This window comes from Variovorax sp. GW823-FHT04B03 (assembly GCF_058796495.1).
The window spans coordinates 526,656-551,548 of record NZ_JBXAIT010000002.1; the positions used below are offsets into that span (position 1 = coordinate 526,656).

General features: G+C 67.6%; 24 protein-coding genes. 2 read left to right on the forward strand and 22 right to left on the reverse strand.

What is annotated here, in order from left to right:
• Nucleotides 1-20: 20 nt before the first annotated feature.
• The 17 genes from AC1RAD_RS11280 to AC1RAD_RS11360 all read right to left on the reverse strand — a co-directional run bounded on the left by AC1RAD_RS11280 (nucleotide 21) and on the right by AC1RAD_RS11360 (nucleotide 17,580).
• Complete coding sequence (locus AC1RAD_RS11280) at nucleotides 21-209, reverse strand: DUF2065 domain-containing protein (protein ID WP_492734832.1); 189 nt, start codon at nucleotides 207-209, stop codon at nucleotides 21-23.
• Nucleotides 210-246: 37 nt separating this feature from the next.
• Nucleotides 247-1,134 carry a protease modulator HflC gene (gene hflC / locus AC1RAD_RS11285; RefSeq protein ID WP_062480758.1) on the reverse strand — a complete coding sequence of 296 codons (888 nt, stop codon included), beginning with the start codon at nucleotides 1,132-1,134 and terminating at the stop codon, nucleotides 247-249.
• Nucleotides 1,135-1,151: 17 nt separating this feature from the next.
• Entirely contained in the window at nucleotides 1,152-2,528 is a 1,377-nt protein-coding gene (hflK, locus tag AC1RAD_RS11290; RefSeq protein WP_070061003.1) for an FtsH protease activity modulator HflK, read from the reverse strand.
• 74 nt (nucleotides 2,529-2,602) lie between these two features.
• Nucleotides 2,603-3,772, reverse strand: coding sequence for a GTPase HflX (hflX, locus tag AC1RAD_RS11295; protein WP_492734833.1), 1,170 nt, complete (start codon nucleotides 3,770-3,772; stop codon nucleotides 2,603-2,605).
• A 53-nt stretch (nucleotides 3,773-3,825) separates the two neighbouring features.
• Nucleotides 3,826-4,071, reverse strand: coding sequence for an RNA chaperone Hfq (gene hfq / locus AC1RAD_RS11300; RefSeq protein ID WP_056582504.1), 246 nt, complete (start codon nucleotides 4,069-4,071; stop codon nucleotides 3,826-3,828).
• 165 nt (nucleotides 4,072-4,236) lie between these two features.
• Complete coding sequence (gene der / locus AC1RAD_RS11305) at nucleotides 4,237-5,580, reverse strand: ribosome biogenesis GTPase Der (RefSeq protein ID WP_062480763.1); 1,344 nt, start codon at nucleotides 5,578-5,580, stop codon at nucleotides 4,237-4,239.
• A 66-nt stretch (nucleotides 5,581-5,646) separates the two neighbouring features.
• On the reverse strand, nucleotides 5,647-6,789 hold the full coding sequence (gene bamB, locus AC1RAD_RS11310; RefSeq protein ID WP_062480765.1) for an outer membrane protein assembly factor BamB: 1,143 nt from the start codon (nucleotides 6,787-6,789) through the stop codon (nucleotides 5,647-5,649).
• Between the two features lie 12 nt (nucleotides 6,790-6,801).
• Complete coding sequence (locus AC1RAD_RS11315; RefSeq protein WP_492734834.1) at nucleotides 6,802-7,494, reverse strand: YfgM family protein; 693 nt, start codon at nucleotides 7,492-7,494, stop codon at nucleotides 6,802-6,804.
• A 6-nt stretch (nucleotides 7,495-7,500) separates the two neighbouring features.
• Complete coding sequence (gene hisS, locus AC1RAD_RS11320; protein ID WP_159271538.1) at nucleotides 7,501-8,811, reverse strand: histidine--tRNA ligase; 1,311 nt, start codon at nucleotides 8,809-8,811, stop codon at nucleotides 7,501-7,503.
• A 15-nt stretch (nucleotides 8,812-8,826) separates the two neighbouring features.
• Complete coding sequence (gene ispG, locus AC1RAD_RS11325; RefSeq protein ID WP_070061008.1) at nucleotides 8,827-10,107, reverse strand: flavodoxin-dependent (E)-4-hydroxy-3-methylbut-2-enyl-diphosphate synthase; 1,281 nt, start codon at nucleotides 10,105-10,107, stop codon at nucleotides 8,827-8,829.
• Nucleotides 10,104-11,033 carry a RodZ domain-containing protein gene (locus AC1RAD_RS11330; protein WP_492734835.1) on the reverse strand — a complete coding sequence of 310 codons (930 nt, stop codon included), beginning with the start codon at nucleotides 11,031-11,033 and terminating at the stop codon, nucleotides 10,104-10,106. Before AC1RAD_RS11330 ends, ispG begins: the two co-directional genes overlap by 4 nt.
• Complete coding sequence (gene pilW / locus AC1RAD_RS11335) at nucleotides 11,026-11,877, reverse strand: type IV pilus biogenesis/stability protein PilW (RefSeq protein ID WP_095745652.1); 852 nt, start codon at nucleotides 11,875-11,877, stop codon at nucleotides 11,026-11,028. Before pilW ends, AC1RAD_RS11330 begins: the two co-directional genes overlap by 8 nt.
• A gap of 4 nt (nucleotides 11,878-11,881) precedes the next feature.
• A complete protein-coding gene (gene rlmN / locus AC1RAD_RS11340) occupies nucleotides 11,882-13,051 on the reverse strand; it encodes a dual-specificity RNA methyltransferase RlmN (protein WP_062481976.1) in 1,170 nt (389 codons plus the stop codon).
• 21 nt (nucleotides 13,052-13,072) lie between these two features.
• The gene (gene ndk / locus AC1RAD_RS11345) at nucleotides 13,073-13,498 is read right to left on the reverse strand and encodes a nucleoside-diphosphate kinase (RefSeq protein WP_013542117.1); all 426 of its coding nucleotides are present in this window, start codon (nucleotides 13,496-13,498) and stop codon (nucleotides 13,073-13,075) included.
• Nucleotides 13,499-13,650: 152 nt separating this feature from the next.
• Nucleotides 13,651-15,504: a pseudouridine synthase gene (locus tag AC1RAD_RS11350; RefSeq protein WP_492734836.1), complete on the reverse strand. Its 1,854-nt coding sequence runs from the start codon at nucleotides 15,502-15,504 to the stop codon at nucleotides 13,651-13,653.
• Nucleotides 15,501-16,436 carry an SMC-Scp complex subunit ScpB gene (gene scpB, locus AC1RAD_RS11355; protein WP_492734837.1) on the reverse strand — a complete coding sequence of 312 codons (936 nt, stop codon included), beginning with the start codon at nucleotides 16,434-16,436 and terminating at the stop codon, nucleotides 15,501-15,503. Before scpB ends, AC1RAD_RS11350 begins: the two co-directional genes overlap by 4 nt.
• Nucleotides 16,437-16,563: 127 nt before the next feature.
• On the reverse strand, nucleotides 16,564-17,580 hold the full coding sequence (locus AC1RAD_RS11360) for an RluA family pseudouridine synthase (protein WP_492735230.1): 1,017 nt from the start codon (nucleotides 17,578-17,580) through the stop codon (nucleotides 16,564-16,566).
• A 23-nt stretch (nucleotides 17,581-17,603) separates the two neighbouring features.
• Here AC1RAD_RS11360 and AC1RAD_RS11365 point away from each other — a divergent pair, with 23 nt between their 5' ends.
• The gene (locus AC1RAD_RS11365) at nucleotides 17,604-18,413 is read left to right on the forward strand and encodes an outer membrane protein assembly factor BamD (protein WP_070061014.1); all 810 of its coding nucleotides are present in this window, start codon (nucleotides 17,604-17,606) and stop codon (nucleotides 18,411-18,413) included.
• 21 nt (nucleotides 18,414-18,434) lie between these two features.
• Here the strand turns inward: AC1RAD_RS11365 and yoaA are convergent, their stop codons facing one another.
• The gene (gene yoaA / locus AC1RAD_RS11370; protein ID WP_159271532.1) at nucleotides 18,435-20,516 is read right to left on the reverse strand and encodes a DNA repair helicase YoaA; all 2,082 of its coding nucleotides are present in this window, start codon (nucleotides 20,514-20,516) and stop codon (nucleotides 18,435-18,437) included.
• Nucleotides 20,513-20,719, reverse strand: a complete 207-nt coding sequence (locus tag AC1RAD_RS11375) for an HP1242/YdcH family protein (RefSeq protein ID WP_492734838.1) — start codon at nucleotides 20,717-20,719, stop codon at nucleotides 20,513-20,515. The genes yoaA and AC1RAD_RS11375 overlap by 4 nt, the downstream gene beginning before the upstream one ends.
• A gap of 107 nt (nucleotides 20,720-20,826) precedes the next feature.
• On the opposite strand from AC1RAD_RS11375, the gene AC1RAD_RS11380 reads away from it, so the two are divergent.
• Complete coding sequence (locus AC1RAD_RS11380) at nucleotides 20,827-21,597, forward strand: PP2C family protein-serine/threonine phosphatase (RefSeq protein WP_095745659.1); 771 nt, start codon at nucleotides 20,827-20,829, stop codon at nucleotides 21,595-21,597.
• A gap of 21 nt (nucleotides 21,598-21,618) precedes the next feature.
• On the opposite strand, the gene AC1RAD_RS11385 is transcribed toward AC1RAD_RS11380, so the two are convergent.
• The 3 genes from AC1RAD_RS11385 to lpdA form a co-directional block, all read right to left on the reverse strand.
• A complete protein-coding gene (locus AC1RAD_RS11385; RefSeq protein ID WP_139706286.1) occupies nucleotides 21,619-22,278 on the reverse strand; it encodes a hypothetical protein in 660 nt (219 codons plus the stop codon).
• On the reverse strand, nucleotides 22,275-23,372 hold the full coding sequence (gene zapE / locus AC1RAD_RS11390; RefSeq protein ID WP_062480826.1) for a cell division protein ZapE: 1,098 nt from the start codon (nucleotides 23,370-23,372) through the stop codon (nucleotides 22,275-22,277). Before zapE ends, AC1RAD_RS11385 begins: the two co-directional genes overlap by 4 nt.
• 82 nt (nucleotides 23,373-23,454) lie before the next feature.
• Nucleotides 23,455-24,885: a dihydrolipoyl dehydrogenase gene (gene lpdA, locus AC1RAD_RS11395; protein ID WP_492734839.1), complete on the reverse strand. Its 1,431-nt coding sequence runs from the start codon at nucleotides 24,883-24,885 to the stop codon at nucleotides 23,455-23,457.
• Between the last annotated feature and the right edge of the window lie 8 nt (nucleotides 24,886-24,893).

Consider the following 24,893-nt stretch of genomic DNA (forward strand, 5'->3'; position numbering starts at 1 on the left):
GGGATTCTACCGGGCCCGCGTTACCCCAGAACCCAAAGGAGTACCAAACCCAGCAGGATGCTGCAAAGACCGAAGAAACGCAGCTGGCCGTCGCGCAGCTGCAGCAGTTGGCTGAAGCCGCGCCGCCACCCGCCCGGCGAGATGAAAGGCAGGATGCCTTCGATCACCAGGACCAGCGCCAACGCGCTCCAGAAGGTGTCGGCGCTCACGGCTCCAGGCAGGACAGCGGAAACGGACGGCCCGTGGTTACTTGCGCGCCGAGCCGGAGCTCTGCATGGCGCGGAAGAAGTCCGAGGACGGGTCGAGCACCATCACGTCGCTCTTCTTGTTGAAGCTCTGCTTGTAGGCCTCGAGGCTGCGATAGAACTGGGCGAACTGCGGATCGCGGCCGAAGGCCTCGCTGTAGGTCGCGGCAGCCTGGGCATCGCCCTCGCCCTTGATCTTCTGGGCGTCGCGGTAGGCGTTGGCCACGATCACTTCGCGCTGGCGGTCGGCGTCGGCGCGGATCTTCTCGCCTTCGGCCGTGCCGGTGGAACGCAGCTCGTTGGCCACGCGCTTGCGCTCGGCTTCCATGCGGCGGTAGACCGATTCGGTGATGGCTTCCACGTAGTCCACGCGGGTGATGCGCACGTCGACCACGTCGACGCCCCAGGGCTTGGCGCCCTTCACCACGGCCAGCACTTCGCGCTGCACGTCGGCCATCAGGGCCTCGCGGCGCACCGAGATCAGGTCGCGCACGGTGCGCTTGTTGATGTTTTCCTGGAAGGCGTTGCGCACCACACGGTTCAGCTGCATGGCGCCCGCGTTCTCGTCAAGGCCGACGTTGCGGATGTAGGCCTGCGGGTCGGAGATGCGCCAGCGCACGTACCAGTCGATCACCACGCGCTGCTTTTCAGCGGTGAGCATGGGCTCGGTGTCCAGGCTGGAGAGCGTCAGCAGGCGCTTGTCGATGTACGACACGTTCTGGAACGGCGGCGGCAGCTTGAAGTTCAGGCCGGGCTCGGTGATGACCTGCTTGATCTGGCCGAGGGCATAGACCACGCCGAACTGGCGCTGGTCGACCACGAAGAGGGTCGAGCTCAGCAGCACGAGCAGGACGAGGACCGAGGTGGCGATGAAACCGATTCTGTTCATGTTGTTCCGGGCCTTTCTCAGCGCACGTCGCGGTCACGCGAGCGGCCGTCACGGGCGCGCACGTCGGTGGTGGCGGGCGCCACCGGGATCACCGACGACTGGGTCGGTGCGGTGCCGGCCACGCTGGGGCTGGCGGCGTCCACGGGCGTGGCTGTATTGCCGCCGCCTTGCTGCATCAGCTTGTCGAGCGGCAGGTACAGCAGGTTGGAGCCCTGCTTGCTGTCGACCAGCACCTTGGTCGTGCTGGCGTAGATCTGCTGCATGGCGTCGGTGTACATGCGGTCGCGCGTCACCTGCGGCGCCTTCTGGTACTCGGTCAGCACCGAGCTGAAGCGACCTGCGTCACCTTGTGCCTGCGCCACGATCCGCGCCTTGTAGGCCTCGGACTCTTCCTTCAGGCGCGACGAGGTACCGGTGGCCAGCGGCACGACGTTGTTGGCGTAGGCCTCGGCGTCGTTCTTGGCGCGCTCGCGTTCCTGGCCGGCCTTGAGCACGTCGTCGAAGGCGGCCTGCACCTGCTCGGGCGGACGCACGCCGCCTTGCTGCAGGTTGATGCCGACGACTTCGACACCGACCTTGTAGCGGTCGAGGATGGTCTGCATCAGCGCGCGCACGCGGGGGGCGATCTGGTCGCGTTCTTCGGCGAGCGCCGCGTCCATCTTCATCTTGCCGACCACTTCGCGCACGGAGCTCTCGGCCACCTGCACGATGGTTTCCGCGGGCGACTTGCTCTCGTAGAGCCAGGCACGCGCATCGCTCAGGCGGTACTGCACGGCGAACTTGATTTCGACGATGTTCTCGTCTTCGGTCAGCATGGCCGATTCGCGCAGGCCGGTGGAGCGCACGATGGCGTCGCGGCCCACGTCGGTGGAACGGATCTGCGTGGTCACCACCACTTCGTGGCGTTGAATGGGGTACGGCAGGCGCCAGTTGAAGCCGGCGTTCACCGTCGACTTGTAGCGACCGAATTGCGTCACCACGGCCTGCTGGCCTTCGTTCACGATGAAGAAGCCAGTGCCGAGCCAGATCAGGACCGCCACGGCGGCCACGAGGCCGATGCCGAAGCCGGCGTTCTTCATGTCGGGCTTGTAGCCGTTGCCGCCACCGCCGCCGGTGCCGTTGGGGCGATTGCCGCCACCCTTGCCGCCGCCGAAGAAACCGCCGAGCTTGCGATTGAGGTCGCGCCAGAGTTCGTCGAGGTCGGGCGGGCCCTGGTTCGGGCCCTGGCCGCGCGGGCGATTGCCGTTGCCGTTGTTGTTCTGGTTGCCGCTCGAAGGCGGCGGGATCGGGGCGCCGGGGGGATCGGCATCGGGCGGCCGGTTGCCGGCCGGGCGGTCGCCGTTGGAGGACGGCTCGTCGCCGCGACCCCATCGGCCATCGTTCAGGTTGAACATGCCCAGAAACCCTCTCCGCGCTGGCTTTGCATTCATTCGCTTCGTTCTCGTGTCAGTGGCGGGATTGTGCCCAATCAAGGGGCCGCATCGTGCAATTCAGCGTCCGCCTCAGGGGTCATCGTATCGGCGACGGAACCCGACTGCCGGGCCAGCTCGGCCCGCAGCAACGGCAGGCCTTCACCGGTCTTGGCGCTGAGGAAGATGCGGGGAACCTGCACGCCGTCGATTTCCATCTCGTCCTGCAGATGCAGCGGATGTTGCGCGCTTTCAAGGGCGTCGAGCTTGTTGAACACCAGCAGTTGCGGCACGTCGCCCGCACCGATGTCCTGCAGCACCGACTGGACCTCGGCCATCTGCTCCGGATAGTGCGGGTTGGAGGCATCGATCACGTGCAGCAGCAGGTCGGCATCGACCGCCTCCTGCAAGGTGGCCTTGAACGCATCGACCAGGCCGTGCGGCAGATCGCGGATAAAACCCACCGTGTCGGAGATCGACACCTGCCGGCGCGCGTCGCCCAGGTAGAGGTTGCGCGTGGTGGTGTCGAGCGTAGCGAACAGCTGGTCGGCCGCATAGGCGCGCGCCTTGACCATCGCGTTGAAGATCGACGACTTGCCCGCGTTGGTATAGCCGACGAGCGAGATGTTGAAGGTCTCGCGGCGCTCGCGCTGGCGGCGCTGCGTGCTGCGCTGCTTCTGCACCTTGGCCAGGCGCTCGCGCGTGCGCTTGATCGACTCGTTGATCATGCGGCGGTCGAGCTCGATCTGCTTTTCGCCGGGGCCGCCGCGCACACCCGCACCGCCGGTCTGGCGCTCCAGATGGGACCAGCGACGGACCAGCCGCGTGCTCAGGTACTGCAGCCGGGCCAGCTCGACCTGCAGCTTGCCTTCGTGCGAGCGGGCACGCTGGGCGAAGATCTCGAGGATGAGGAAGGTGCGGTCATACACCGCGACATCGAGCTGGCGTTCGAGGTTGCGCTGCTGCGCAGGGCTCAAGGACTGGTCGAAGATGACCTCGCTCGCCCGGTGCATGGCGGCGAGCTCCTTGATCTCTTCGGCCTTGCCGCTGCCGACGAACAGCGCCGCATCGGGCGCCTTGCGCTTGCAGGCCAGGCGGGCAACGGGCGACAGGCCCGCGGTTTGTGCGAGCAGGCCGAGTTCTTCGAGCTCGCTGTCGAAATGGGGCAGCCCGAAATCGACACCGACGAGAACGGCGGCGCCTTCCTGGCGGGGGATCGAATCAGACAAGCGGAATCAGATATGGAAAAAGCGCGGCGGGGTTGCCGCCGCGCTCCGCGCGATCAGGCGGCGGCGTCGTCGTTCTCGTTGGCCGAGAAGTTGACGGCACGACCCGGCACGATGGTGGAAATGGCGTGCTTGTAGACCATTTGCGTCACTGTATTGCGAAGCAACACGACGTATTGATCGAAAGACTCGATCTGGCCTTGCAGCTTGATGCCGTTCACCAAATAAATGGAAACCGGCACATGCTCGCGACGCAAGGTGTTCAGAAACGGGTCTTGCAGAAGTTGCCCTTTATTGCTCACGATATTCTCCGTGTTCAAGAGTAGTTGTTGGAGAGATGACCTTAACACAGGGTTTCTGCGCCGCAGCAATCGGGGTCAAAAGCCTTGAGAAAATAACGGTTCTCAAAAGACGGAACTTCCGCTCCTGCTGCGGCTCAACGGCTGCCATCGGCAGCCAAGCCGCCCTCAGTTGTCCTTGTCCACGAACGGATTCTGCGAGCTTTTGAACTGGATCCGCAAGGGCGTGCCCACGAGGTCGAATTCCTTGCGGAAACGCCCTTCCAGGAAACGCTTGTAGGCGTCGGTCACATGCTCCAGCGAATTGCCGTGAATGATGATCACGGGCGGATTCATGCCGCCCTGGTGCGCATAGCGCAGCTTGGGCCGGAACATGCCGCCGCGCTGGGGCGCCTGGAATTGCACCGCCTCCAGCAGCAGGCGCGTCAGCACCGGCGTCGACATCTTGCGCGTGGCCGACTTGTGGGCCTGCGCAATGGCCTGCCACACCGGGCCCAGGCCCTGGCGCTTGATGGCCGAGATGAAATGCAATGACGCGAACTTCAGGAACGGCAGGCGGGTTTCGATCTGCCGCTGGATCTGCTCGCGCTGGTAGCTGTCGACCGCATCCCACTTGTTGATGGCAATCACCACCGCACGTCCGCTTTCGAGGATGTAGCCGGCGATGTGCGCGTCCTGGTCGGTCACGCCCTGCGTGGCGTCGAGCAGCAGCAGCACGACGTTGGCCGATTCGATGGCCTGCAGCGTCTTGACCACCGAGAACTTCTCGATCGCCTCGAAGACCCTTCCCTTGCGGCGCAGGCCGGCGGTGTCGATCAGCTCGAAGCGCTGGCCATTGCGCTCGAACGGCACCGAGATGGCGTCGCGCGTCGTGCCGGGCATGTCGAAGGCCACCAGGCGCTCTTCGCCGAGCCAGGTGTTGATCAGCGTCGACTTGCCGACGTTGGGCCGGCCGGCCACGGCCAGCTTGATCGGCTTGTTGACGTCGTCTTCGTCTTCCTCGTCGTCCGGATCGGCCAGGTTCAGCGGCGCGAGCGCCAGCTCGACCAGGTCGCGCATGCCCTGCCCGTGCGCCGCGGACACGCCGTGCACGTCGCCGAAGCCCAGCTCGTAGAAGTCGACCAGCTTGGTGCCGTCGTGCATGCCTTCAGCCTTGTTGGCCGCCAGCACGCAGGGCTTGCCCAGCCGGCGCAGTTCGTTGGCGATGTCGTGGTCTTGCGCCGAAAGGCCTTCGCGGGCATCGACCACGAAGATCACGACGTCGGCCTCGGCCACGGCCTGCCGCGTCTGCTTGGCCATTTCCTTGTAGATGCCGCTGCCGGCATCGGGCTCGAAGCCGCCGGTGTCGATCACGATGAATTCGTGCTTGCCCAAGCGGCCGTTGCCGTAGTGGCGGTCGCGCGTGAGGCCGGCGAAGTCGGCGACGATGGCGTCGCGCGTCTGGGTCAGGCGGTTGAAGAGCGTCGACTTGCCGACGTTGGGACGGCCGACCAGGGCCACGACCGGCTTCATGGCCGGCCTTTCGATGGCGCGGTTTTCATGGTCGGGCCTTGGAAGTAAGAGAAAGACAAAAAATGATTATTCAGGACGGTAGCCGAACACGCCACCCTTGGCGGTCACGACGACCACCGTGTTGCCGGCCAGGACCGGCGTCACGGTGATGGCCGAGCCGTCGGGCGTGACGCGGTTCAGCAGCGCACCGTCTTCGCGCGACACGAAGTGCAGCGTGCCGGTGCTCTCGCCGATGATCAGCGAGCGGCCCACGGCCAGCGGTGCGGTCAGTTCGCGGTTCTTCAGGCGGCTCATCTGCCAGGCGCGTTCGCCGTCGGCGCGACGCCAGGCGGTGACGCTGCCATCCGACTCTGTGCCATAGAGAAAGCGCTCGTCGCCGCTCACGCCGTCGGCGCCCGAGGCCGGCTTGCTCCAGAGCAGCTGGCCGCGCAGGGTGTCGACGCAGCCGACGCTGGCGTAGTAGGCGCGTGCGCAGACCGTGTCGCCGTAGCGGCTCACGCTGCCGGTCAGGTCGACCAGGCGTTCCACGTCGTTGGTGCCGCGCGGCGCGGCGATGGGTGCTTCCCAACGCGAGCTGCCGTTGCCGGGGTTCATGCCGACGAGTCGGCCACCCAGACCGGCGACCAGCGTGTCGCCGACCGCGATCAGCACGCCCGACTTGCGCAGCACGAGGTTTTCGCCCGGGCGCTGCTGCTGCCACAGGCGACGGCCGCTCTGGCCGTCCCAGGCGCTGACGCTGCGGTCGGCGGTCTGCACGAAGACGCGGCGGCCGGCCACCAGCGGTGCGGTGAAGGCCTGGGCCGACAGGCGCTGCTTCCACAGCACCTTGCCGTTCTCGATGGCGACCACTTCGTTGTTGGTGGTGACCACGGCCGTCAGCGAGCCGTCGCTGCCGACACCGGCCGCCAGCGGCGCGCCGGCGCTGGCGCGCCAGGTCTCGCGACCGGCGCGGGCGTCGATGGCGACGACCGTGCCGTCGCTGCCGGCCACGGTCACGATGTCGCCGCTGACATCGGCGGTGAGCGGGAATTCGACGCCCGGAATCCGCACGTTCCAGGCCTGGCGCACACCCATCAGGGACGGGTTGGCCGGCAGCTCGGCGGGCTTGGGCTTGCCGGAGCCCGAGCAGGCGGCCAGGAGCGCTACCAGAACAAGAGCAGAACCCGCGCGCAGGGCGGTCGATTCAGGCATGAAACGCTTGAAATTCATGAGGGTGTGCGATCAGGAGTTCTTGGGGACGGCGGGCGTCACGGTGACGGTCGGCGCCAGGGTCTTCGGGTCGACACCGACCGCGTTGAGCTTGATCTCGACCAGCCGGCGGTAGTCCGAGCCGGCGCCCAGGCCGGTCCAGGCCTTGCGGTACTCGGCCTGCGCCTCGTCGCGCTTGCCTTGCGCCATGTAGATGTCGCCCTTGCGGTCGGCCACCAGCGGTTCGAATTCGGTCGGCACCTTACCGTCGAGTTGCTTGAGCGCGTCGTCATAGGACTTGGCATCGAGCAGTTCGGCCGCGAGCCGCAGCTTGGCGATGGCCTGGTAACCCGGATCGACGGCGTTCTGCGCAACCCAGCCCAGCGCCGCGCGCGAGCCATCGGCATTGCCCTTGTCGAACAGCGTCTTGGCGACCAGCAGTCCGGCTTGCTGCGCGTAGGCGGTGCCTGCGAAGCGGTCCTTCATGTCGGTCATCACGCGCTGGATGCGCTCGACGTCGCCCGACTGCGTGCTGCGCTCGACCTCGTCATAAAGGGCCGCGGCCTGGGCAGCCCTGGTGCGCTGGTAGTACTGCCAGCCGTTCCAGGCCACGAAGGCGCCGGCGACGAGCAGCACGGCCCAGGTGATCAGGGTGCCGTAGGTGTTCCAGAAATGCTTGAGCTGGTCGAGCTGTTCCTGTTCTTCGAGGTCGAGATGGGTGGCCATGCGCTGTCAGAGGTTGGGAGCCGGCGATTGTAGGGTGGCGGCCCAGGTGGTCACTTCAGCAAGTGAACGGGCGGACTGCGCGACGCTGGCGTCGCGCAAGGCCTTGAGAGTCACTTCACCGCGCGCAAGTTCATCGGCGCCGAAGATCAGCGCGTAGGTGGCACCGCTGGCGTCCGCCTTGCGCATCTGCGCCTTGAAGCTCGCCAGGCCCTCGGCGGTGCTGGCGTGCATCTGCACGCGCACGCCGGTTTCGCGCAGCTGCTGCAAGGCGCGCAGCACGACGGGCATCGAAGCGGCGTCGGGCACGATGGCATAGACATCGGGCACCGGTGCCGGCACTTCGGCGCCCTGCTCTTTCAGCAGGTCGAGCACGCGCTCGACGCCGATGGCCCAGCCCACGGCGGGCGCCGGCTTGCCGCCGATCTGGGCGATGAGGTCGTCGTAGCGGCCGCCGGCGCACACCGTGCCCTGCGCGCCGAGGCGGTCGGTCACGAACTCGAACACCGTGAGGTTGTAGTAGTCGAGCCCGCGCACGAGGCGCGGATTGATCGTGAAAGCGATGTCGTTGGCCTTGAGGATGGCCTGCAACCCTTCGAAGTGCGCTAGCGATTCGGCACCGAGGAAATCGATCAGCTTCGGCGCCGACTCGACCACCTCTTTCATGGCCGGGTTCTTCGTGTCGAGGATGCGTAGCGGGTTGCTGTGCAGGCGGCGCTTGCCGTCCTCGTCGAGCTTGTCGGCGTGCTGCTCGAAGTGGGCGATGAGCTGGGCGCGGTGCAATGCGCGCTCGGCCGGCTGGCCCAGGCTGTTGAGTTCCAGGCGCACGTCGGTCAGGCCGATGGCCTTCCACAGCGCGGTGGCCAGCAGGATCAGTTCGGCGTCGACATCGGGGCCGGCGAAGCCGAGCGCCTCGGCGCCGATCTGGTGGAACTGGCGGAAGCGCCCGCGCTGCGGCTTTTCGCGGCGGAACATCGGGCCCGTGTACCAGAGGCGCTTGGGCCCTTCGTAGAGCATGTTGTGCTCGATCACGGCGCGCACGAGGCCGGCCGTGTTCTCCGGGCGCATCGCCAGGTGCTCCGACTGCCCATGCTTGTCCGAACGGTCTTCGAAGGCGTACATCTCCTTCTCGACGATGTCCGTCACCTCGCCGATGCCGCGCACGAACAGCGCGGTGTGCTCCAGGATCGGCGTGCGGACGTTGCGGTACGCATAGCGCCCCATCAGCTCGCGCACGGTGGCTTCGAGCCACTCCCAGCGCGCCGATTCGGGCGGCAATATGTCATTCATGCCTTTGACGGCATTCAGTTTTTCAGCCATGAGTCTGCGGAGGTGTCAGGCCAGGACAGCGTGTTCGCTGCCGAAGCGCTTTTCGATGTAGGTTTCGACGAGCTGGTGGAACTCGTTGGCGATATTGTCGCCGCGCAGCGTGAGGGCCTTTTCGCCGTCGATGAAGACCGGCGCGGCCGGTGCTTCGCCGGTGCCGGGCAGGCTGATGCCGATGTCGGCGTGCTTGCTCTCGCCAGGGCCGTTGACGATGCAGCCCATGACGGCCACCTTCAGCGTCTCGACACCGGGGTACTTCTTGCGCCAGACCGGCATCTGCAGGCGCAGGTAGTCGTCGATCTGCTTGGCCAGCTCCTGGAAGGTGGTGCTCGTGGTGCGGCCGCAGCCCGGACAGGCCGTGACGCTCGGCACGAACACGCGCAGGCCCAAGGCCTGGAGGATTTCGTTGGCGATCAACACTTCCTGCGTGCGCGACTCGCCCGGCTGCGGCGTGAGCGACACGCGGATCGTGTCGCCGATGCCCTCTTGCAGAAGGATCGACAGCGCCGTGGCCGAGGCCACCGTGCCCTTGGTGCCCATGCCGGCTTCGGTCAGGCCCAGGTGCAGCGGGTTGTCGCAGCGCTTCGCGAGTTCGCGGTAGACCGAGATCAGGTCCTGCACGCCGCTCACCTTGCACGACAGGATGACCTGGTTGCCGGCCATGCCCATCGACTCGGCGAGCTTCGCGGATTCGATGGCCGAGGTGATCAGCGCCTCGTACATCACCTGCTTGGCGTCCCAAGGCTCGGCGCGCTGGCTGTTGGTGTCCATCAGGCTGGCGAGCAGTTCCTGGTCGAGGCTACCCCAGTTCACGCCGATGCGCACCGGCTTGTTCCAACGCATGGCCGCGTCGATCATCTGGCCGAACTGCTTGTCCTTCTTGTCGCCCTTGCCCACGTTGCCGGGGTTGATGCGGTACTTGCTCAGCGCCTCGGCGCAGGCCGGATAGTCGGTGAGCAGGCGGTGGCCGTTGTAGTGGAAGTCACCGATCAGCGGCACGTCGATGCCCATGCGATCGAGCTGCTCGCGGATGTAGGGCACCTGGGCGGCGGCTTCGGGCGTGTTGACGGTGATGCGGACCATCTCGGAGCCCGCAATGGCGAGTTCCTTGACCTGGATCGCGGTGCCGATGGCATCGACCGTGTCGGTGTTGGTCATCGACTGCACGCGCGTGGGCGCGTCGCCCCCCACCGTGACGATGCGCGGGCCCCAGACCACGCTGGCCTGGCGCGAGCGGCGCGCCTTGGGCGCCGCCGATTCGATGGGTTGGGGAGTGCAGTCGGTTGTCACGATTTCACCTCGAAACGCGCCACGCCGCCTCCGCGGGTGACAGGCTTCAGATCGTAGGGCTTTCCGTTCACCTGCACATCGACGGCCGATGCGCGCCCGACCACCACGGACAGCGGCAGCGTGCCGGACAGGCCGACGGTCTCGCCGACCTGCAGGCTGCGGCGCAGCAACTGCTTGCCGCCGGCTTCTGTGACGGTGACCCAGCATTCCTCGCGCGCCACGAAGACGAGCTGCTGGCTGCTGGCGGTGCTGGTGTTGGCGACGGTCGCGAGGGGCGCGGAGGCCGGGGCGGCTGGCGCGGCAGCCGCCACGCCGGCGGCCGGTGCGGCGCCCACGGGGCCGGTCGGCGCCACGGCCTGCGTCGGCACGGGCTCCGAGACATCGGCCGGATCAGCGGGCGGCGGCATGGTCTCGCCCTCGTTCTTTGCGGTCAGCCGCGCGACGGAGGCGCCGATCTGGTCGAACGCCGATTGCGGCATCCAGAACAGCACGCCGGCACCGATCAAGAGCAGCACCACGACCGTCAGCAGCGCGCGCGACGGCAGGCCGCCGGAGCGTCCACCGTTCCAGCGCGGCGTGTCGGAGACCACGCGGGCATTCAACGTGCGATTGGTTTCGGCCAGCGGTGCGCGTTGTGCGCCCGGCAGCTTGGCAAGCACGGGCACCGGATCGATGCGCAGTGCGCGGCACACGCTGCTGGCCAGGGCCCGGGCGAACACCGGGTCGGGCAGCGAGGCGATGTCGTCGGCCTCGAGCGCGATCAGCTTTTGCGGCGGCACCTTGAGCGCCGCGGCCACCATCTCGATGTGCAGGCCATGCGCTTCGCGCGCCTCGCGCAGCATGTCGCCGGCCGTCTTGTGCGCGACGTCGCCTTCTGCCAGCGGCAGCGCCGCGGACGTCCCGAACTCCGAAACCCGTTCAGTCATTGAAATTCCCGCGCTCGTACGCCATTGCCTCCCGCGATTGAGGGAAACGTCGTTGCAATTGACCGCCCAGCTGCGCGACAGCCTCGCGGTTGTTGAGCTTCCGTTCGATCTTGATGCCGAGCCAGAGCGTCTCGGCATTGGCCGAGGGGCTGTTGTTGACGCGGCGGACGTAGAACTGCGCGCGCGACCATTCTTCGCGCTGCGCCAGCACCGAGGCCAGGTTGAAGCCGACCACCGGATTGCCGGCGTCGAGCTCGTAGGCCTGCAGGAGGCTGCGCTCGGCCTGCGGCCGCTGGCCGGCCTTGAGCTCGCAGACCCCCTGAGTCATGAGCGTCTTGGCACGGTCGGCATAGCTGGGCACGGCCAGTGCAGCGGCGAACTGCTGCGCGGCGTCGCCGTAGCGGTTCTGCTGGCACAGCAGCCAGCCATAGTTGTGGCGCGTGTTGGCGTCGCGCGGATTGATCGCGACCGCGCGGCGGAAGCTGTCTTCGGCCTGGCCGGCGTCGTCCAGCCGCATGTAGACCAGGCCGCGCAGGTTGTAGGCGTCGGCGTAGTTCGGGTCGATGGCCAGCACCTGCTTGAGCTCTTCGAGGGCGACCGAGGGCTGGCCGTGCTCGAAGTAGCCGGCGGCCAGCTCCATCCGCAGGCGGGCACGGCGACGGTTGTTTTCGTCGACGTCGGTCACGGCAGTGGTACCGCTGTCGGCCCCGCTGCCGACAAGCCCGGTGGTGGTGGTTCGCGTGTTGACGCAGCCCGCGAGAAGAAGCGCCACGGCGACGCTCGCGATTCCTGCGCTCAGCACTCGCTGCACGCTCGCGGTCGTCGTCGGAAAGGCCATGCTCATTGCGTCAATGCTCCTGGGGAACGGTGGTCTTGGGGGTCTTGGCGCGGGTCGGGTGCAGAACGACGGGGCGCTCGGCCACCGCCGCACGGCGCTGGGCCATGCGCTCGGCCGCACGGGTGCGGTCTTTCACGTCGCCGGCGAGCTGTCCGCAGGCGGCGTCGATGTCGTCACCGCGCGTCTTGCGCACGGTGGTCACGAGGCCCGCTTCGCTCAGCGTGCGAGCAAAGGCCAGCACGCGCGGCTGCGGCGAGCGCAGCAGGCCCGACGCCGGGAACGGGTTGAACGGAATCAGGTTGAACTTGCACGAGACGTCGTGCTTGCGCACGAGCTCGATCAGCTGGCGCGCATGTTCGGGCTGGTCGTTCACGCCGTCGAGCATGCAGTATTCGAAGGTGATGAAGTCGCGCGGCGCATGCACGAGGTAGCGCTTGCAGGCCTCGAGCAGTTCGGCGATCGGGTACTTGCGATTGAGCGGCACGAGGTCGTCGCGCAGCGCATCGTTGGGCGCATGCAGCGAGACAGCCATGGCCACGGCGCAATCGGTGCCCAGGCGGTCGATCATCGGCACCACGCCGGAGGTCGACACGGTGACACGGCGGCGCGACAGCCCGTAGGCGTTGTCGTCGAGCATGGTGCGCAAGGCGGGCACCAGCGCAGAGTAGTTCTGCAGCGGCTCGCCCATGCCCATCATCACCACGTTGGAGATGACGCGCTCGCTGCGATTCAGGTGCTTGCGCAGGAAGTGCTCGGCGAACCAGAGCTGGGCGACGATTTCGCCCGTGGTGAGGTTGCGGCTGAAGCCCTGATGCCCGGTCGAGCAAAAGCGGCAGCCCACGGCGCAACCGGCCTGCGACGACACGCACAGCGTGCCGCGATCGTCTTCGGGGATGAACACGGCCTCGACCGCATCGCCGCCGCCGACGTCGAACAGCCACTTGATCGTGCCGTCCTTGGATTCATGCTGCGTGAGGACCGACAGGGCCTCCACGCGCGCGGTAGTCGCGAGTTTCTCGCGCAGCGACTTCGCCAGATCGGTCATCTGGGTGAAGTCGCTGGCGCCACGCTGGTGGATCCAGCGGAACAGCTGCGTGGCGCGGAATTTTTTCTCGCCGAGTTTTTCGCAGAACGCAGCCAGCCCGTCGAGATCGAATTCGAGCAGATTGGCTGTGGTCATGAATTCAGGCGAGCAACGGCTTCAGCGTGCGTAGACGTTGAGGCCGGCGAAGAAGAACGACACTTCGTTGGCAGCCGTTTCGGGCGCGTCCGAGCCGTGAACGGCGTTGGCGTCGATGCTGTCGGCGAAGTCGGCGCGGATGGTGCCGGCGGCTGCCTTCTTGGGGTCCGTGGCGCCCATCAGGTCACGGTTCTTGGCGATGGCGTTCTCGCCTTCGAGCACTTGCACGAACACGGGGCCCGAGATCATGAACTCGACGAGGTCCTTGAAGAAGGGACGCTCCTTGTGCACCGAGTAGAACTGCTCGGCTTCGTTGCGCGACAGGTGAACCAGCTTGGCGGCGACGATCTTGAGGCCGGCAGCCTCGAAGCGGGAAACGATCTTGCCGATGACGTTCTTGGCGACGGCGTCGGGCTTGATGATGGAAAGGGTACGTTCGATAGCCATTGAAATGCTTCCTGAGCTTTGATTTTGAAGTGTTTTGTCACAACTGCAACGAGTTTGTTTCGTGGCACGTCGACAAAGCCTCTGATTTTAACCGGCGCGACCTGCGGGATTGGTGAAAACCCCGCGAAAGGCCGCGCTCCGACGGCTGGCTTTCAGCGTCCGCGGCGGCGTCCGCCGCCACCACCGCCAAAGCCACCGGCGCCGCCTTGCGAGCCGCCACCACCGCCGCGGCGTCCCGGACCGCCGCGCTGTTCCTTGCGCTGGCGCGAGAAGCTGTCGGCACCGATGTAGCCGAGCGAGGTCTTCATCGGATCGGGCTGGTTCGCACCGCCGCCACCGCCAGCACCCGCCGACCGGTTGCCACCGCCGCCCTGCCCTTGCCCCTGGCCGCCCTGACGGTTGCCGGGACCTGCGTTGCCGCGGCGCCCCTGCTGTGGCGGGCCACCGTTGCCACCGCCCCGATTGGGACCACCGCGCCCTCCACGCTCACCGCGCGGCGGACGACCGTCACCCAGTGGGCTCGGGATCGGCGCTTCACCGCGCGCTTCACGCGGCTGACCGCCACCCATGCCGCCGTTGCGGTTGTTGTTGTTGTTGTTGCCGCGGCGCTTCTTGTTCCGGCCGTTGCGACCGCCACCCTCCGGCCCGCCGGGACCGCGTTGCGACGGCCCCGCCGGTCGCGCCTGCGCACCGCCCGAAGCCTGGAACAGCGCCTGGATGTCGCGCTCATCGAGCTCCATCCAGGCACCGCGCTTGAGACCGCGCGGCAGCACCATCGCGCCGTAGCGGATGCGGATGAGCCGGCTGACCGCATGGCCCACCGACTCGAACAGGCGGCGCACCTCGCGATTGCGGCCTTCGGAAATGGTCACGCGGTACCAGCAGTTGGAGCCTTCGCCACCACCGTCTTCGATGGTGCCGAACTGCGCCATGCCGTCGTCCAGGCGCACGCCCTCGAGCAGCTTCTTCTTTTCTTCGCTGGTGAGCGCGCCCAGCACGCGCACCGCGTACTCGCGCTCCAGGCCGAAACGCGGATGCATGAGCTGGTTGGCCAGATCGCCGGAGCTGCTGAACAGCAGCAGGCCTTCGGTGTTCAGGTCGAGCCGGCCGACCGACTGCCACTTGCCCTGCTGCAGACGCGGCAGCTTGCGGAACACCGTCGGGCGGTTCTGCGGGTCGTCGTGCGTGACGACCTCGCCCACGGGCTTGTGGTACGCGATCACGCGCGGCGGCGGCGGTGCGATGCGGTAGCGGATCGGCTTGCCGTTGATCTTGACCTGGTCGCCGTACTGGATGCGCTGGCCGATGTGGGCCGGCTCGTTGTTGACCGAGATGCGCCCCTGCAGAATGAGTTGCTCCATCTCGAGGCGCGAGCCGAGGCCGGCCTGTGCCAGCACCTTGTGCAGCTTGGGCGAATCGGCCTCGGGCAGCAGCACGCGCTTGAGCGGCGGGACCTCGGGGCTTTCTTCGTCGGCGTCGAACTGGCCGGAGATGACGTCGGCAAAACGGATCGGCTCGGTCGGCGGCGCATTGCGCTGCTCGCGCTCGGCGGCACGACGGGCGCGGTCGAGGTCGTCTTCCTCTTCGTCGGGCTCGTCTTCCTCGTCGTCTTCGTCGTCCCCACGGTCGTCGTCCTGGTCTTCGTCGGACGCCTGGAGACGCTGTGCTTCGACCGGTGCCGGCTCGTCTGCCTCGGCTGCCACGGCTTCCGCAACCACGGGCGCCACATCGGGCTGGACCGTCGCGGGAGCTTCCGCAGCAGGAGCGACTTCCGCCGCGCTCACCAATTGCTCATCGGCAGCCGGCGCCTCGACCACCTTCTTCTTGCGGGGTGCACGCGGCTTCTTCGGCGCTTCCCCGGCCTCGGCCCCTGCCGGCTCTGCGGGCGCAGCGACGGATTCAACAGCAACTTCCGTCACCTTCTTGGGCGTGGCGGCCCGCTTCCGCTTTTTGACTTCGGGTTCGACCGGCAGCATCGCTGCGTCGTCGGTGTCGGATGAGCTCATGGGGTTTTTCCGGGAGAAACAGCGTGGGGGTCGTGGGGGTCGGTCTCGTCCGCTGCGGGGGACGGGACGTCGGATTCGGGTTCTTCAGGCGCGGCGGCCACGTCGGTTTCGGCGGGCGGCTCGCCGGTTTCTGGCGCGGACACAGGCAGCGCCTCATCGACGGGCTCGGCGGCCTCGGCGATCGCCACCACCTCTTCGGCGAACTCCGCCGCATCGGTCGAAACGACTTCTGCCAGCTCAGCCGACTCGGGCGGCGCATCGACCATGGCGAGTTCGGGCTGCACACCTTCTTCTCCATCCACCAGCGCTGCGGGCTCTGCAGATTCCGCAACGGCCTCTTCCGCCGCATCGCCGTCGATCGGCAGCCCCGGCTGGTCGCCCGCGGCCTGCTGCAGTGCGTCAACCAGCGCCGCCTGCTGCGCGGGCGTTTCCACCAACGGCAGCTGGTCCAGCGAGGCCAGACCCAGGTCGTCGAGGAACTGGCGGGTGGTCGCGTAGAGCGCGGGCCGGCCGACCGTTTCGCGGTGGCCGATCACCTCGACCCAGCCGCGGTCTTCGAGCTGCTTCAGGATCAACGAGTTGATCGTGACGCCGCGGATGTCTTCCATGTCGCCGCGCGTGGCCGGCTGCCGGTAGGCAATGATGGCCAGCGTCTCGAGCGCAGCGCGCGTATAGCGCGGCGGCTTCTCGGGATGCAGGCGATCGAGGGCATCGCGCATCTCGGGCCTGCTCTGGAAACGCCAGCCGCTGCCGACGCTCACCAGCTCCAGGCCGCGTTGCGCCCAGTCTTCCTGCAGTTCGAGCAACAGCACCTTGATCGTGTCCACGCCCAGCTCCTCGTCGAACAGCACGCGCATGTCGCGCACCGGCAGCGGCTGGCTCGAACAGATCAAGGCGGTTTCGAGAATGCGCTTGGCATCCGCCGTATTCATGGTTCGCGTTATCCGGAAAAAGGCGCCTGGCGACGCTTGTTCAGATGGATGGAAGGGGTAGGCGTTGCCGGCACGCGGCGAGTGCAACGCAAGGCCGGCTCGGGTGGCCGGCGCGGCCCTCGGGCCGTCAGGCGCGATTGTAATCCAGCCCCCAGGTCTGCAAAGCCTGCGCCAGATCGGACGGCGGCGGCGAACGAAACTCCATCGCCTGCTGCGTGACGGGATGCACGAACGCCAGCCGGAACGCATGCAGCGCCTGCCGCGACAGCCCCGCCGCGGGCGCGCCGCCATACAGCGCGTCGCCGACCAGCGGATGGCCGATCGACGCCATGTGCACGCGGATCTGGTGGGTGCGGCCGGTTTCGAGCGTGCAGCGCACCGCGCAGCCGTCGGTGTGGCTGTCGAGCCGCTCGATCAGGGTGCGCGCGGTCTTGCCCGCGTGGCGCTCCAGGTCGACCACCGCCATGCGCAGCCGGTTGCGCGGATCGCGGCCGATCGGCGCATCGACCTGCCGGGCCGCAGCGCCCTCCCAGGCCTTGTGGCCCATCGCCAGGTATTGGCGCTTCACGTCGCGCGCGGCGATCAGCGCCACCATGGCATCCATCGCAGCCCGGGTGCGCGCCACCACCATCAGGCCGCTGGTGTCGCGGTCGAGGCGGTGCACGATGCCCGCGCGCGGCAGCAGCACGGCCTTCGGGTCGAGCGCCAGCAGCCCGTTCAGCAGCGTGCCGCTCCAGTGACCCGGCGCCGGGTGCACCACCAGGCCGGCCGGCTTGTCGATGATCCGCAGGTGCTCGTCCTCGTGCACGGTGACCAGCTCCATCGCCTCGGGCCGGAAGGCCTGGCTCTGGGGCGTCGGCCGCAGTTCGATGCGCCCCGACTGGCCCGCGCGCACCGTGGCAGAGACCTTGGTGAGCGTGCGCCCTTGCAGCTCGACGGCGCCGGCCTCGATGAGTTGCTGAAGGTAACTGCGCGAAAACTCGGGCACCAGCGCCGCCAGGGCGCGGTCGAGCCGCTGCCCGTGCTGCGCCTGGTCGATGGCGAACGGCCGTAGCTCGCTGGGCTCCGCGAGATCAGCGCCCTCTTCAGGTTCAGGCCCTTCCGGGGGATCGGTCAGGGGGTCGGTCGATATAATTGAGGGCAACTGTTTCACGAAAGCCGTATGTGATGTTTCGCGCCAAATTATCGGTCCCTGCCTGGATCGCGCTCAGCGCGGCGGCCCTTCTCGTCGCCGGCTGCGGTTCCACCACCAAGGAAGACAAGACCGCGAACTGGAGCCCCAACCGCATCTACTCGGAAGCCAAGGACGAAGTCGGCTCCGGCGCCTACGACAAGGCGGTGCCGCTGTACGAGAAGCTCGAAGGCCGTGCCGCCGGCACGCCGCTGGCCCAGCAGGCCCAGCTCGAAAAGGCCTACGCCCAGCACAAGGCCGGCGAAAAGGCCAACGCCATCGCCACGCTCGACCGCTTCATGAAGCTGCACCCGGCCAGCCCGGCGTTCGACTACGCGCTCTACCTGAAGGGCGTGATCAACTTCAACGACGACCTGGGCATGTTCGCGTTCCTGACGCGCCAGGACCTGTCCGAGCGCGACCAGAAGGCCGCCAAGGAATCGTTCGAATCCTTCCGTGACCTCGTGACGCGCTTCCCCGAGTCGCGCTACGCGCCCGACGCGCGTCAGCGCATGAACTACATCGTGAACTCGCTCGCGCAGTACGAAGTTCACGTGGCGCGCTATTACTACTCGCGTGGTGCCTACCTGGCGGCCATCAACCGGGCACAGATCGCGCTGTCCGACTACCGCGAAGTGCCGGCGCTCGAAGAAGCCCTGTACATCATGGTGAAGTCGTACGACGCGCTCGGCATGAAGGACCTGCGTGACGATGCACAACGCGTGCTCACCACCAACTACCCGCAGAGCACCTACCTGGCGAACGGTTTCAAGGGCAGCACCGACCCCTGGTGGAAGCTCTGGTAATCCAGCGCCTCCCGGTAGATATCAATAGGGTTTCCTGAGCGCGTCGATCGCGCTCTCGAAATCCGCTTCGGTTTCCAGCCGGCGCATCGGCGGCAACGCCGCCAGCAGCCGCCGGCCGTAGCCCATCGCCACGAGGCGCGTGTCGCAGATTGCGAGCACGCCGCTGTCGGTTTCACGGCGGATGAGGCGCCCCGCCCCCTGCTTCAACGCCACGGCCGCTTCGGGCAGCGAATAGTCGCTGAACGAGCTGCGCCCCTGCGCTTCGAGTCGCTGCGAGCGGGCCTCCACCAGCGGATCGTTGGGCGGCGGAAACGGCAGCTTGTCGATCACCACGAATTGCAGCGCGTCGCCCGGCGCATCGAAGCCTTCCCAGAACGAGGCCGACGCGACCAGCACGCAGCCCGCGCGCCCGTTGCTCGCGCCTTCGCGGAAGCGGTCCATGAGCACGCGCTTGGGCAGCTCGCCCTGCACCAGCACCTCGGGCCGCGCTTCTGTCTGCAGCAGTTCGAACTGCTGGCGCATCGCGTCGCCGATGGTGCGCAGCGCGCGCAGCGTGGTGGTGAGCACCAGCGTGCGCCCGCCGAGCTCCGCGGCGCCGTGCGCGGCCAGCTTGGCCACCTGCTGGCTGTGCGTGGGATCGTTGGGCTTCGGAAAGGCCCGCGGCACGTAGATCGCCGCCTGCGAGGCGTAGTCGAAGGGGCTCTGCACGCGCAGCACTTCGGCATCGCGCAGACCACAGGGTTCGGTGAACCAGCGCAGCGTCGGGTCGTCGCCCAGCGTGGCGGAGGTGAAGACCCAGGCGCGGCGGCTGTCTTCCTGCGGTGGCGGTGGGACGGCGCCGTGCTCGGGGTCTTCCTCATCGTCGCCATAGGGCAAATCGGACTCCACGGGCTCGTCGGCCAGCTTGAGCACCCGCTTGCGCATCGCATCGGCGATGTCGAGCGGCGACTCGATCAGGCGCAGCTGCGTGCCCACGTCGACCCAGCGCACCGAGTCGAGTTCGCACGGCTGCGCGAAGCGCGCCGTGCGCTTGGCGAGCTGGCGCGCGCGCTCGTGCAGGCGCACGAAGTCGGGCGAGATCTCGCTCACCGTGTCCAGCCCGTCGGCGGCCAGCACGAAGGCGTCCTGCAGGTCGTCGAGTGCGCCCTGCCAGGCTTCGGCATTCACGCCCTCGGGAGCAGGACCGATCCAGCGCAGCTTGGCGCCCGGCCATTGCTTGCCGACCACCAGCCGCAGCTCGCGCGCCGCGCGTTCGACCGCCGCCACCAGCTGCTGCCAGTCGACCAGCCCGCGCGCATGCTGCAGGCCCGCGCCGAGCATGTCGCGCGCGAAGTCGAGCGCCTGCCCGCTGCCGAGCTGCGCGCCCAGGAACTGCACGCCGGTCTCGTTGAGCTGGTGCGCCTCGTCGAACACCACGACGCTCACGGTCGGCAGCAGCTCGGCCATGCCGGTCTCACGCACCGCGAGGTCGGCAAAGAACAGGTGGTGGTTGATGACCACGATGTCGGCCGCCAGCGCCTCGCGCCGCGCCAGGTTGACGTGGCAGGCCTTGAACTGCGGGCATTGCGCGCCCAGGCAGTTCTCGCGCGTGGACGTGATCAGCGGGATCAGCGGCGAGCGTTCGTCGAGACCCGGCAGTTCGGCGAGGTCGCCGGTGCGCGTGGCTTTCGACCACTGCTCGATCTTCGCCAGCGTGCGCAGGCTGCCGCGCTCGGGCAGCGAGGCGTCGTGGCGCGCCATGTCGAGCCTGTGCAGGCACAGGTAGCTGCCCCGCCCTTTCAGCAGCGCCGTGCGTATCGGCAGTGCGAAGGCCTCGACGAGGCGCGGCAGGTCGCGGCCGAACAGCTGGTCCTGCAGGGTCTTGGTGGCGGTCGAGAGCAGCACGCGCTCGCCGCTCAGCAGCGCCGGCACGAGGTACGAGAAGGTCTTGCCCACGCCGGTGCCGGCTTCGACCACGAGCATGCCGCCGTCGGAGATGGTGCGGGCCACGGCCATCGCCATCTCGGTCTGGCCGCCGCGCTCGCGGAACTGCTCGGCGGCCTGCGACAGCACCCCGTCCTGCGCGAACGCATCGCGCACCTGGTTTTCGAGCGGCGACGTCACGCCGGTTCTTTCGGGTCGAGCGCGTTCTCGAGCTGGGCGATCTGGTCGCGCAGGGCGAGACGGCGCTTTTTCAGGCGGCGCATCAGCAGTTCGTCCTGCGGCGCGCCGTCTTCCGAGAGCCGGTCGATGGTGGCGTCGAGGTCGGCATGCGCAATGCGCAGCTCGATCAGCTGACGGGAAAGGGAATGAAGATTGGAGTCCAACGGTGGGGGTGCGCGTGCCGCATGGGGCCGCGCGTGTTCATTCGATAATACGTCCTGACACGAACCCCAGAGAAGACAGAAAGCGCGCCTCTGGCGCCCCAGCGCTCATGACCCAAGGCTTTCGACTCGCCGCCGCCACCGGCCTCCACAAGGGGGACCGCCCCTACCAGCAGGACCAGGTGCTGTTGATGAGCCACCCACGCACGCCGGGCTGTGTGCTCGGCGTCATCGCCGACGGCATGGGCGGGCGCAGCGGCGGGCGCAAGGCGTCCGACCAGGTGCTCATGACCGCGCGCCAGCTCTTCACCCGCTACAGCCCCGAGCGCGACGACCCCGCCGTCGTGCTGCGCCAGCTGCTCGAAGACGCCCACACCGTGATCAAGCTCACGGCGCTGTCGAGCGAGCAGGAACCGCACAGCACGCTGGCCGCCTTCCTGATGAACCCCAAGGGCGACTGCGCCTGGATTCATGCGGGCGACTCGCGCATCTATCACTTCAACGACGGCGCGCTGGTCAAGCGCACGCGCGACCATTCGTACGTGCAGGCGCTGGTCGATCGCGGCCAGATCAGCGAGGCCGAGGCCAACATCCATCCGCAGGGCAACATCCTGCTGGGCTGCCTGGGCATGACGACCACGCCGCCGCCCGTCGATCCGCACCACATCGCCAAGCTGCAGCCGGGCGACCTGCTGATGGCCTGCAGCGACGGCCTGTGGCACTACTTCTCACCCGAGGAACTGGCCAGCGTGCTGTACGCGCAGCCGCCGCGCGATGCGGTGGAAATCCTGGTGGGAGAAGCACGGCGCCGTGCGCGCGGCACGGGCGACAACATCTCGATCGCGGTGCTCAAGCTCGACCGGCTGCCCGCGGCGGCCTGAGCGCCCGCCCTCTTTCAAGGATCAGGGCGACGAAGCCGCCGGTGCCGGTGGCAACGGCGCACCGCGCGGCTTGGTGCGCTCGGCGTTCTGGCGCTCGCGGTTGGCACGGTGTTCGGCGGCCCGCTTCTGCTTGTCCTCGAAGCGCGTGGTCGCGGCCGGCGCTTCGGCGCGGCGCTGCGCCGCCTTGGCCTGCTCGTCGGCATGGGCCTTCTGCTTGTTCTCGAACTGGCGCTGGCGCTCGGCCGCGTCAGCCGCGGTCGCGGCGCGGCTCGCGGCGTGGTCGGCGGCGCGCTGCTCGCGCGCCTTCTGGTCTTCCTGCGACTTCTCGCGCTGTTCGCGCGAATCCTGCGGGCGCTGGGTGGCGGCCTTCTGGTCGAGCTTCTGCAGCTCGGCCGCGCCGCTGCGCTGGCGCTGGATGTCGTTGATCGCGGTTTCCTGCCGCTTGATGTGGTCGGTTTCCTTGCGACGGCGGCTGCGGCTTTCGCGCAGGCAGTCTTCGACCGCGAACTTCTTGTAGCAGGCCGCGCGCTCCTTCGCGTAGCGCGACTCGATGACCTCGCGCTCGGCCGCCAGGCGGCTGCGTTCGGCCTCGAGGTCGGCGTTGCCCGCCGCCGCATTGGACTGGGCCCACAGCGGCAGGCTGGCCAGGGCCAGGAACAGGGCAAGAGCGGTTTTTTTCATGTGAGTCGGGTGTCGACGATGCGGCGTTCCAGGGCGAGGAATTCGCTCGACTGCATTTCGGTGAGCCGGGACACCGTGCGCGGAAACTCGTGCGCCAGCGGCCCCTCGGTGTACAACGCCTCGGGCGGAACCTCGGCCGACATGATGAGCTTGCAGCGCCGGTCGTACAAGACGTCGACCAGCCAGGTGAAACGGCGTGCTTCCGAGGCCATGCGCACCGGCATGTGCGGCACGTCGGACAGCAGCACGGTGTGGAACTGGCTCGCGATCTCGAGGTAGTCGTTCTGCGAGCGCGGGCCGCCGCACAGCGTCTTGAAATCGAACCACACCACGCCACCGGCCTTGCGCAGCGCGCGGATCTCGCGCTGCTCGATGTGCAGGATCGGGTTCTCGTCGGCCGTCTCGGCCAGCTTGTCGAAGGCGTGGCGCATTTCCTTCTCGGCCGCCGCGTCGTTCGGCGTGAGGTACATGCGCAGCTGCTCCAGCGTGCGGCGCCGGTAGTCGGTGCCGTTGTCCACGCTCAGCACCTCAAGCTTCTGGTTGAGCAGTGCAATGGCGGGCAGGATGCGGTCGCGGTGCAGGCCGCCGGGGTACAGGTCGTCGGGCTTGAAGTTCGAGGTGGTGACAAAGCCCACGCCGTTGTCGAACAGCGCCACGAGCAGCCGGTGCAGGATCATCGCGTCAGTGATGTCCGCGACGTGGAACTCGTCGAAGCAGATCAGCTTGTAGCGCTTGGAGATGCGCAGCCCCAGCTCGTCGAGCGGGTTCACGGTGCCCTGCAGGTCGCGCAGCTCGCGGTGCACTTCGCGCATGAACTCGTGGAAGTGCAGGCGTGTCTTGCGCCGCAGCGGCACGGCGTTGAAGAACAGGTCCATCAGGAAGCTCTTGCCGCGCCCCACGCCGCCGTACATGTAGACGCCGCGCGGCAGTTCCGGCCGGTTGATGAGCTTCTTCAGCGCATTGGAGCGCCGGGCCTTGTACTCGCCCCACTCGGTGGCGCAGCGGTCGAGCGCCTCGACGGCCGCGAGTTGTGCGGGATCGCTCTTGAACCCGCGTGCCGCGAGTTCCGCTTCGTAAGCCTGTTTGACGCTCAAGGGATCGGATCGCTTCAAAAATGGAGAGCCCCGACCGCCCCGCGAGGGTCGATCGGGGCCGGGTTCGCTCAAGAACCGGAGATCAGAAGTTGAGCGTGCGCTTGTCCACGGCCAGGGCCGCTTCCTTGGTGGCTTCCGACAGCGACGGGTGCGCATGGCAGATGCGCGCGATGTCTTCGGCACTGGCCTTGAACTCCATCGCCACCACGGCTTCGGAGATCAGCTCGCTGGCCTGCGGGCCCACGATGTGCACGCCCAGGATCTCGTCCGTGGCGGCGTCGGCCAGGAACTTGACCATGCCGGTCGTGTCGCCCAGCGCGCGTGCGCGGCCGTTCGCCAGGAACGGGAAGGTGCCGGCCTTGTAGGCGCGGCCCGCGGCCTTGAGCTGCTGCTCGGTCTGGCCGACCCACGCGATCTCGGGGCTGGTGTAGATCACCCACGGCACGGTGTTGAAGTTCACGTGGCCGTGCTGGCCCGCGATGCGCTCCGCCACGGCCACGCCTTCTTCCTCGGCCTTGTGCGCCAGCATCGGGCCGCGCACCACGTCGCCGATGGCCCACACGTTGGGCAGGCTGGTCTTGCAGTCGTCGTCCACGGCAATGGCGCCGCGTTCGTCCAGCTTCAGGCCCACGGCTTCGGCGTTCAGGCCGATGGTGTTGGGCACGCGGCCGATCGAGACGATCAGCCTGTCGACTTCCAGCGTCTGGGCTTCGCCCTTGGCGTTGGTCCAGGCGACGCTCACGCCCTTCTTCGACGACTTGATCTCGCCGACCTTCACACCGAGTTCGATCTTCAGCTTCTGCTTGTCGAAGGCCTTCTTGGCTTCCTTGGCGATCTGCTCGTCCACGGCGCCCAGGAAGGTCGGCAGTGCTTCGAGCACCGTGACTTCGGCACCGAGGCGGCGCCACACCGAGCCCATTTCGAGGCCGATGACGCCCGAGCCGATCAGGCCCAGCTTCTTCGGCACCGCGCCGATGCGCAGCGCGCCGTCGTTCGAGAGGATGTTTTCCTCGTCGAACGGCGTGCCCGGCAGCGCGCGGGCGTTGGAGCCCGTGGCGACGATGATGTGCTTGCCGCTGATCGATTCTTCAGCGGCGCCTGCCACCTTGATCTCGTAGCCGGCGTCGTCCGCCTTCACGAACGAACCGCGGCCGTGGAAGAAGCTGATCTTGTTCTTCTTGAACAGGTACAGGATGCCGTCGTTGTTCTGCTTCACGACCTGGTCCTTGCGGGCCAGCATCTTGTCGATGTCCAGGCCGAGGCCTTCGACCTTGATGCCGTGGTCCGCAAAGTGGTGGCCGGCCTGCTCGAAGTGCTCCGACGATTGCAGCAGCGCCTTCGAGGGGATGCAGCCGACGTTGGTGCAGGTGCCGCCCGGTGCGGGGCCGCCCTTGCCGTTCTTCCACTCGTCGATGCAGGCCACGTTGAAGCCGAGCTGCGCAGCGCGGATCGCCGCGATGTAGCCGCCAGGACCGCCGCCGATGACGACGACGTCGAATTGCTTGTTTGCCATCTGGTTCT

Excerpts from the sequence above, each read along its gene's own strand:
- AC1RAD_RS11330 (WP_492734835.1), bottom strand. The coding sequence starts at position 11,033 with ATGACTGAACGGGTTTCGGAGTTCGGGACGTCCGCGGCGCTGCCGCTG.
- hflK (WP_070061003.1), bottom strand. The coding sequence starts at position 2,528 with ATGTTCAACCTGAACGATGGCCGATGGGGTCGCGGCGACGAGCCGTCC.
- AC1RAD_RS11365 (WP_070061014.1), top strand. The coding sequence starts at position 17,604 with ATGTTTCGCGCCAAATTATCGGTCCCTGCCTGGATCGCGCTCAGCGCG.
- bamB (WP_062480765.1), bottom strand. The coding sequence starts at position 6,789 with ATGAATTTCAAGCGTTTCATGCCTGAATCGACCGCCCTGCGCGCGGGT.
- hflC (WP_062480758.1), bottom strand. The coding sequence starts at position 1,134 with ATGAACAGAATCGGTTTCATCGCCACCTCGGTCCTCGTCCTGCTCGTG.
- scpB (WP_492734837.1), bottom strand. The coding sequence starts at position 16,436 with ATGAATACGGCGGATGCCAAGCGCATTCTCGAAACCGCCTTGATCTGT.
- der (WP_062480763.1), bottom strand. The coding sequence starts at position 5,580 with ATGAAGCCGGTCGTGGCCCTGGTCGGCCGTCCCAACGTCGGCAAGTCG.
- AC1RAD_RS11380 (WP_095745659.1), top strand. The coding sequence starts at position 20,827 with ATGACCCAAGGCTTTCGACTCGCCGCCGCCACCGGCCTCCACAAGGGG.
- AC1RAD_RS11315 (WP_492734834.1), bottom strand. The coding sequence starts at position 7,494 with ATGGCCACCCATCTCGACCTCGAAGAACAGGAACAGCTCGACCAGCTC.
- lpdA (WP_492734839.1), bottom strand. The coding sequence starts at position 24,885 with ATGGCAAACAAGCAATTCGACGTCGTCGTCATCGGCGGCGGTCCTGGC.
- hisS (WP_159271538.1), bottom strand. The coding sequence starts at position 8,811 with ATGGCTGAAAAACTGAATGCCGTCAAAGGCATGAATGACATATTGCCG.
- AC1RAD_RS11350 (WP_492734836.1), bottom strand. The coding sequence starts at position 15,504 with ATGAGCTCATCCGACACCGACGACGCAGCGATGCTGCCGGTCGAACCC.
- ndk (WP_013542117.1), bottom strand. The coding sequence starts at position 13,498 with ATGGCTATCGAACGTACCCTTTCCATCATCAAGCCCGACGCCGTCGCC.
- AC1RAD_RS11385 (WP_139706286.1), bottom strand. The coding sequence starts at position 22,278 with ATGAAAAAAACCGCTCTTGCCCTGTTCCTGGCCCTGGCCAGCCTGCCG.
- rlmN (WP_062481976.1), bottom strand. The coding sequence starts at position 13,051 with ATGACCACAGCCAATCTGCTCGAATTCGATCTCGACGGGCTGGCTGCG.
- pilW (WP_095745652.1), bottom strand. The coding sequence starts at position 11,877 with ATGAGCATGGCCTTTCCGACGACGACCGCGAGCGTGCAGCGAGTGCTG.